We start from the raw sequence: 6,015 nt of genomic DNA on the forward strand, positions 1-6,015 counted from the left end.
GTGTCTGGATGTCCCGCGTCGAGATTCGGGTCGGCATCCGCCTCCGCACGACCCGGACGGCGCTTCAGGTGTTCCTGATGATCGTTGTTGTGATCGGCATCCAGGTCATCGTCGAGCTGTTCTCCGTGAGCCACTGGACGCGCTGGGACGTCACCCCGAGCGGTTTCTACAGCCTCTCCTCGAAGACGCTTCAGCTGCTTCAGCAGATTGACCGTGAGAAAAAGCGGATAGAAATTCTCGCCTTCACGCAGAAGACGACCCAGCCCGCGATCAAGGAAGTGCTCGAGCAGTATACCCGCCGGACCGAACAGGTTACTTTCCGGTTCGTGGATCTTGATGCCAGCCCGACGGCCGCGAAGAAATATGACGTGGACGCCTACGGGACCGTCGTGATCGTTCACCACCTCGACGCCAAAGAGGCGCCCAAGGCAGAGAGCGGCACCCCTGCGAAGGCGCCCGCAACCGAAAAGAAGGCAGAGACATTCCGCTCGGAGAAAATCTTCGATCTCTCCGAGAATTCAATTGCCAACGCCATCCTCAAGACCATCCAGACGGCGCAAAAGAAAGCTTATTTCCTGACCGGGCACGGCGAGCGTCTCCCGCTGGGGCAGGGTCGCCAGGTGCTCGCCGCGCTGGGAACTGCCATGCGGGACGACAACTACGAGGTGTCGGAGCTGCTCCTTCTTCGGGCAACGGGGGTCCCGGAGGGAACACGTCTGCTCGTGATCGCTGCCCCCGGGCAGGATTTGGCCGAGGCCGAGATCGGATTTCTGGAAAAATACATCGAGGGCGGCGGGCGCCTTCTGATCTTCCTGGAGCCGGACACCCAGGGCCGTCTGCTTTCTTTTCTCGCAAAATACGGCTTCAGCGCCCCCCCGTCCATCGTTCTCGATCCGCAATCGGTCCGGCTCTCGCTCGTGGGCGGAAACGAGGTTACGCCTTTTGTGGCCGACTACGGCGTCCATGAAATTACGAAACAGCTTCGCGGAAAGGCCACGATGTTCCCGACGGTGCGCCGCGTGACGGCCAAAGGAGACCCCGACCGGGGGATTTTGACCGAAATTCTGGCCCGCACGGGCACGGGGAGCTTCACCGTCGAGAAGCTGCAGGTCGAAAGCGGCCGCTTGTTCTTCGATCCGAAGACCAAGGAAAACGGACCCGTGCCGATTGCCGCCGCGGCCAGCATCTCGCTGGAGAAGTTTCTGAAGCCCAAGCCCGGAGAAAGGGCCAAGAGTGCGAAGGGCGAGGGGCGGATTGTGGTTTTCGGGGACGTCGATTTTGCGAGCGATGCTTTTGTCACGCAACAGTCGAATGCGAATCTTGTGCTCAACGCCGTTAACTGGCTGGGCGGGGAAAAGGCACTCATTGCCATACGGCCGAAGAACCGGGGAGGGGCCCCCCTGCTGCTTTCGGGCGGTGAAGCGAACTTCGTCCGCCTCTTTACACTGATTCTTCTTCCAGTGTTCATCGTTCTTGCGGGGACGTCGGTCTACATCTGGAGAAGGAAATTGCGGTGAGTCTGAAGAAGAATCTTCTCCTCCTGGTCGTTCTCCTAATCGCCGGATCCGCCTACTACCTCGTTGACGTGAAATGGGCGCGGGAGAAGGCCGCCGATAAAGAGCGGAAGGCGCAGATACTCCGCGGGATCGATCCCAAGCTCCTGCTGCGCATTTCCCTTGATCGGAAGAAGGAATCCTACCAAATTATCCGCACGGACAATGGCTGGCGGTTCGTGAAGCCGGTTTCCGCCCCCCTCGACAAGGAGGAGATGGAAAATCTGCTGAAGCTCGCCGCGGGCCTGAAGGAACACCGCCGCATCGGAACCGTCACCCAGCGGGCGGATTTCGGCCTGGAAACGCCCGGATACAAACTCACGTTCGGACTCAAAGGCCAGGAAGAGGTCGTCTTCCTCGTCGGCGCCCGCACACCGACGCGCGTGTTCCGCTACGCCTCCCTGAAGGATGGGGCCGTATTCACGGTGCTTTCCGAGGATTTCGAAAAATTCAACCGGCCCGTTTTCGAACTGCGCGATCGGGCGGTGCTGCCCGTGCCGCCTGCAAAAGCGAAAAAAGTGGTGATTCGCTCGGCCGGCGATCCGCCTTTTGCCGTGGTGCGGAAGGGGGAGGAGAAGTGGGAAATGATCTCGCCGGTCAAGGTGGCCGCGAGCGCGAGTGAATCCGAGGGCGTCGTCTTGGCCCTCAATTATGGAAAAGTGCACCGCTTTGTGGATGAGTCGCCGAAGGATTTGGCTCCCTACGGCCTCGATTCGCCCAGCTACACTGTCCGCGTCTACATGGACAAGGAGGAAAAGGTGGTGCGCGGGCTGCATCTGGGAAAATACGTGATGGAGCCCGACCCCAGGTCGCGGGACGGGAAAAAGATACCGCTTTTTTACGCCCGGCGGCTCTCGGGCGGGCCGGTTTTCCTCGTCGGCCCCGACGTGATCAAGGATTTTCCCCGCAAACCCTTCCAGCTGCGCGAGAAAATCATTATCGACTACGACGTGGACAACGTTCAGCGGCTTCGCATCGAGTTGCCGGGTGAGACTATCGAAGCGCTGCGGAAAGATCTGCGCACGTGGTCCATGACGGCGAAGCGGGGCGAGGCCGCTGCGGTGCCCTTCGTGCCGCGGAGGAAGTATATCGAGGACGTGCTGTGGGATGCGAAGTGGACGAATGCCACCGGGTTTATGGATGCGCCCGGCGCGGACCTCGCCAAGTATGGCTTGACCGGGAAGGATGTCCGGCGGATAAAACTTTGGATCCGGGAAAAGAAGGACGGTCCGGAAGTGCAGCGTACCCTGACCATCGGCCCTCCGCAGGCGGATGGGAAAATATATCTTCAGCGGGATCAGGAAAAACGGCTATACACGATCAGCCGAAAGGATTTCGACAAATTGGCCCGCGATGGTTTTTACCTGAGCGAGCGGCGTATCGTTCCCTTCGAGTCGCTGGAGGAGATCGCCCGGGTGCGGCTCTCCTTCCCGGATGGGAAAAAAGCGGTGGTGATTCGCGATTCGAAGGACGACTGGGTCTTCGAGACGCCCAAGAACCAAGGCATCGTCATCCGGAAGGTGAACCGTCTCCTCCTCGCCCTTCAGGAGCTGGAATTCGAGGGAGAGGCGAAGAAGGGCGTCTCGTACGACACGAAAAAATTCCGCGTCCGGGTCCTTCTGGAAACCCGGAAGGGGAAAAAACTGGGACCCATCCTTTTCGCCGGCGGCGGGACGAAGGAACTCATGTTCGTCGGGCGGGGCGCGGAAAAGAAGGTCTTGGGCGTGCAAAGAGAAAATATTGAGAAAATACTGCCGTTTGAAATCTCGGACTGGTTCCTCGGCGCGTCCGGAAGTTCGAATTAATACGTCTCACCCCTGCTTCTGCGATTCACCTTCCTTCGGAAATCCATCCAGGCGCACCAGCCGTTCCATCTGCTCGTGATGCAGATAGTCATGAATACCGGTGTACTCAATGCGGTCGTAGACGTTCTGATCGCCGTAGCGGGAAGGGCGCAGGACGAGCCGGCTCATGTCGCGGGCCCGGAAGGGGCGCAGCGCATCAAGGACGGCTTCCCGGCTTGCGAGGAGCCTCCCGCGCATCTCGGAGAGTTTCTGGCCCCCGCGGGGGAGGAGATGATCCGGCGCGGCGATGAAGCCCTGCTCCCTGCGGCGAAGCTGTTCGCCCGAAAATTTTCGAATCTCCGGCGGCGCGGTGTCCCATTCCCCCTTGCCCTCGGCCTCTCTCAGCGCCCCCGCCATGTGCCCCCGCACCCATTCGTCCGTCAGAAGGATGTGCTCGACGGCCTCCGCGATGGACCATTCCCCATCGGGGGGTTTCCATTCGGCCTGCGCGTCGGAGAAGGGCTCAAGAAAGGCGATGAGGCTCCTCCGATCCTTCTTCGATGAATCCGCGGCACGGTCGAACATTTCCTCAGGCGTCATTTTTCGAAAACCTTTCAATCACGGGACAGGCGACGGCGCACATCAAACGCCGCAGACCCAATTGAAACACATGAGACGGATATGTCTCAAATTCTCCCGGACGGTGTCTCAAAAAACCGTTCCGGCATGCGCCGCCGCGGGCAAAGGCGCGGGTAAATCTCTCAGCAACCGCCACAAAAGCCGCAAAAACGAAGTTTCGGCAGGAACGGCACGGTTGTTGCTTTTCAGGCTATTGCTTTCGAGGAACCGTGAAGACGTATCAGGGACCCTCAGAAATCAAGCCTCTTTCAGTATTGGGAAATTTGACAGCTCCGTGCAATTCCAAAGGTTCTTTTGGGGGAAAACAAGGATGCGAAGATTCGGCCTTCGGCGGTTTTCTATTTACCTGTTGTTTTTTCTCCTCGCCTATCCCGTCACATCCGCCCTGGGCGCAACCCCGACGCCGGGGAGCGACGCCGATTTCAAGCGATGGATCGTTCGCGTCCGGGGGATTTACGTCAACCCGCAGGAGAGCAGCAGCAGCATTCGCCCCGATCTCCTGACCTCAAAGCTCGGGGTGAGCGACGATACCGTTCCCGAGGTGGACATCACCTACATGCTCACCAAGCATCTGGGCCTGGAACTCATCGCCGCCTACACGGAGAACGATCTGGTCGGAAACGGCGGGATCTCGGGGCTCGGCGTCGTCGGGCGGACGAAGCTGCTTCCCCCGACGCTCACCCTTCAGTGCCATCCTTTTCCGGATTCGAAGATCCGGCCCTACGTCGGCGTCGGCGTGAACTACACGCTCTTTTTCGATGAAAGGTCCACGCCCTCTCTCGAGGGGACGCTCGGAAAGACGTCGATCAATCTGGACCCCTCCTGGGGAATCGCCTTTCAGGGAGGCGTTGACATCGAACTTGGCAAGGGCTGGTTTCTGAATTTCGATCTCAAATACATCGACATTGATACCGACGGGACTCTCAAGTCCGGCGCCACGAAGAGAAGGGTGGATGTGGACATCGATCCGCTCATCATCGGTGTCGGCATCGGTTTCCGGTTCTAGGCCAGGAGGAAACGCACAAGCGGTGGCTTGAAAACATTCGAAAAGGTTCCCCTCTGCTCCGGGCGCTTACCCCCCCTTTACCCCACAACGTCTCGCCCGGCGGAGGGGAATTTTTTGTTTGAAAGGAGACCGCTCCCGCCGGAAGATCGAACGGCCTCATCCCGGAATGCCGTCGGGCCGCGCCTTCGTGAGAATGGGCCAGTAGACGGCCGCGTAGATGCCGAAGGCAGCCGCCCACAGGGCGCCCGATGCGATCAGCGATTCCCGGTAAAGCTCCGGCAGCAAAATCGGGGCGGACACGCGGAGAAGGGCGGCGCAGGAGACGAGGAGGTAGGAAAGGACGATCAGGGGGTGCATCTCTGCCGGCCGGCCGGTATGCAGCAGCCCGACGATGGACATGACCGCCAGGATCATGGTGCCGATTCCGCCCACGGTGACGGCGTGCAGCGCGCTGATCTCCGGGATGGGCCCGCCGAGGATGGCGACGCCCATCAGGAGGAGGCCGGCGATGACCCACGCATATCCCAGATGAAGCGCGAAAATATACGGTTTCAAAAGAAGTCTTCCCGCCCGCCAGTTCAGCATCCTGATCATCTGAATGATCGCCGCCACGAGGGCAAGCCATCCCGTCCAGAGGGCTTCGTTAAACGCCAGATGGACGAGGGCCAGGAGCGCGACCGAGCCGATCGCAGCCGCCTCCAGAAGGGGGCGCGAAACAGGGGATGCCCCCGCGCCTTCCCCCAGCCGCGCGACGCGGCAGAAGGTCGGGACGATGCGGCCGATGACAATGACGATCAGAACCATCAGCAGGTTGACGCCGAAGCGGAGGCCGGTGGCCGCCATCCCGCCCGCTCCCATCGGCGCTTCCAGATGGATGAGAAGATCGGCGGTGAAAAACAGCGCCAGAATGGCGAGGAAGATCAGATTCTGGCTGTTTCCGCGGGAAAAAAGAACAGGGGCGATACTCCATCCCAGCACGGGAATAAACGCCAGTTCCAAAACGGCGACCCCGGAGGAGGGCAGGAGGAAAGAG

General features: G+C 60.1%; 5 protein-coding genes. 3 read left to right on the forward strand and 2 right to left on the reverse strand.

All coding sequences use genetic code 11. The features are described 5' to 3' along the window. Together O2807_10740 and O2807_10745 are read left to right on the forward strand one after the other, a co-directional pair. Nucleotides 1-1,517, forward strand: a 1,517-nt coding sequence (locus O2807_10740) for a Gldg family protein (protein ID MDA1000974.1), incomplete at its 5' end; no start/stop codon positions are given. Then, a complete protein-coding gene (locus O2807_10745) occupies nucleotides 1,514-3,358 on the forward strand; it encodes a DUF4340 domain-containing protein (GenBank protein ID MDA1000975.1) in 1,845 nt (614 codons plus the stop codon). The genes O2807_10740 and O2807_10745, both read left to right, overlap by 4 nt. A 6-nt stretch (nucleotides 3,359-3,364) precedes the next feature. On the opposite strand, the gene O2807_10750 is transcribed toward O2807_10745, so the two are convergent. Further along, on the reverse strand, nucleotides 3,365-3,937 hold the full coding sequence (locus O2807_10750; protein MDA1000976.1) for a DinB family protein: 573 nt from the start codon (nucleotides 3,935-3,937) through the stop codon (nucleotides 3,365-3,367). A 349-nt stretch (nucleotides 3,938-4,286) separates the two neighbouring features. On the opposite strand from O2807_10750, the gene O2807_10755 reads away from it, so the two are divergent. Beyond that, nucleotides 4,287-4,982, forward strand: a complete 696-nt coding sequence (locus tag O2807_10755) for an outer membrane beta-barrel protein (GenBank protein ID MDA1000977.1) — start codon at nucleotides 4,287-4,289, stop codon at nucleotides 4,980-4,982. Between the two features lie 156 nt (nucleotides 4,983-5,138). On the opposite strand, the gene O2807_10760 is transcribed toward O2807_10755, so the two are convergent. Beyond that, on the reverse strand, nucleotides 5,139-6,015 hold an 877-nt coding region (locus tag O2807_10760), incomplete at its 5' end, for an NnrS family protein (protein ID MDA1000978.1).

The sequence above is a fragment of the bacterium genome (genome assembly GCA_027622355.1).
Classification (GTDB): Bacteria; UBA8248; UBA8248; order UBA8248; family UBA8248; genus JAQBZT01.

Excerpts from the sequence above, each read along its gene's own strand:
- O2807_10750 (MDA1000976.1), bottom strand. The coding sequence starts at position 3,937 with ATGACGCCTGAGGAAATGTTCGACCGTGCCGCGGATTCATCGAAGAAG.
- O2807_10755 (MDA1000977.1), top strand. The coding sequence starts at position 4,287 with ATGCGAAGATTCGGCCTTCGGCGGTTTTCTATTTACCTGTTGTTTTTT.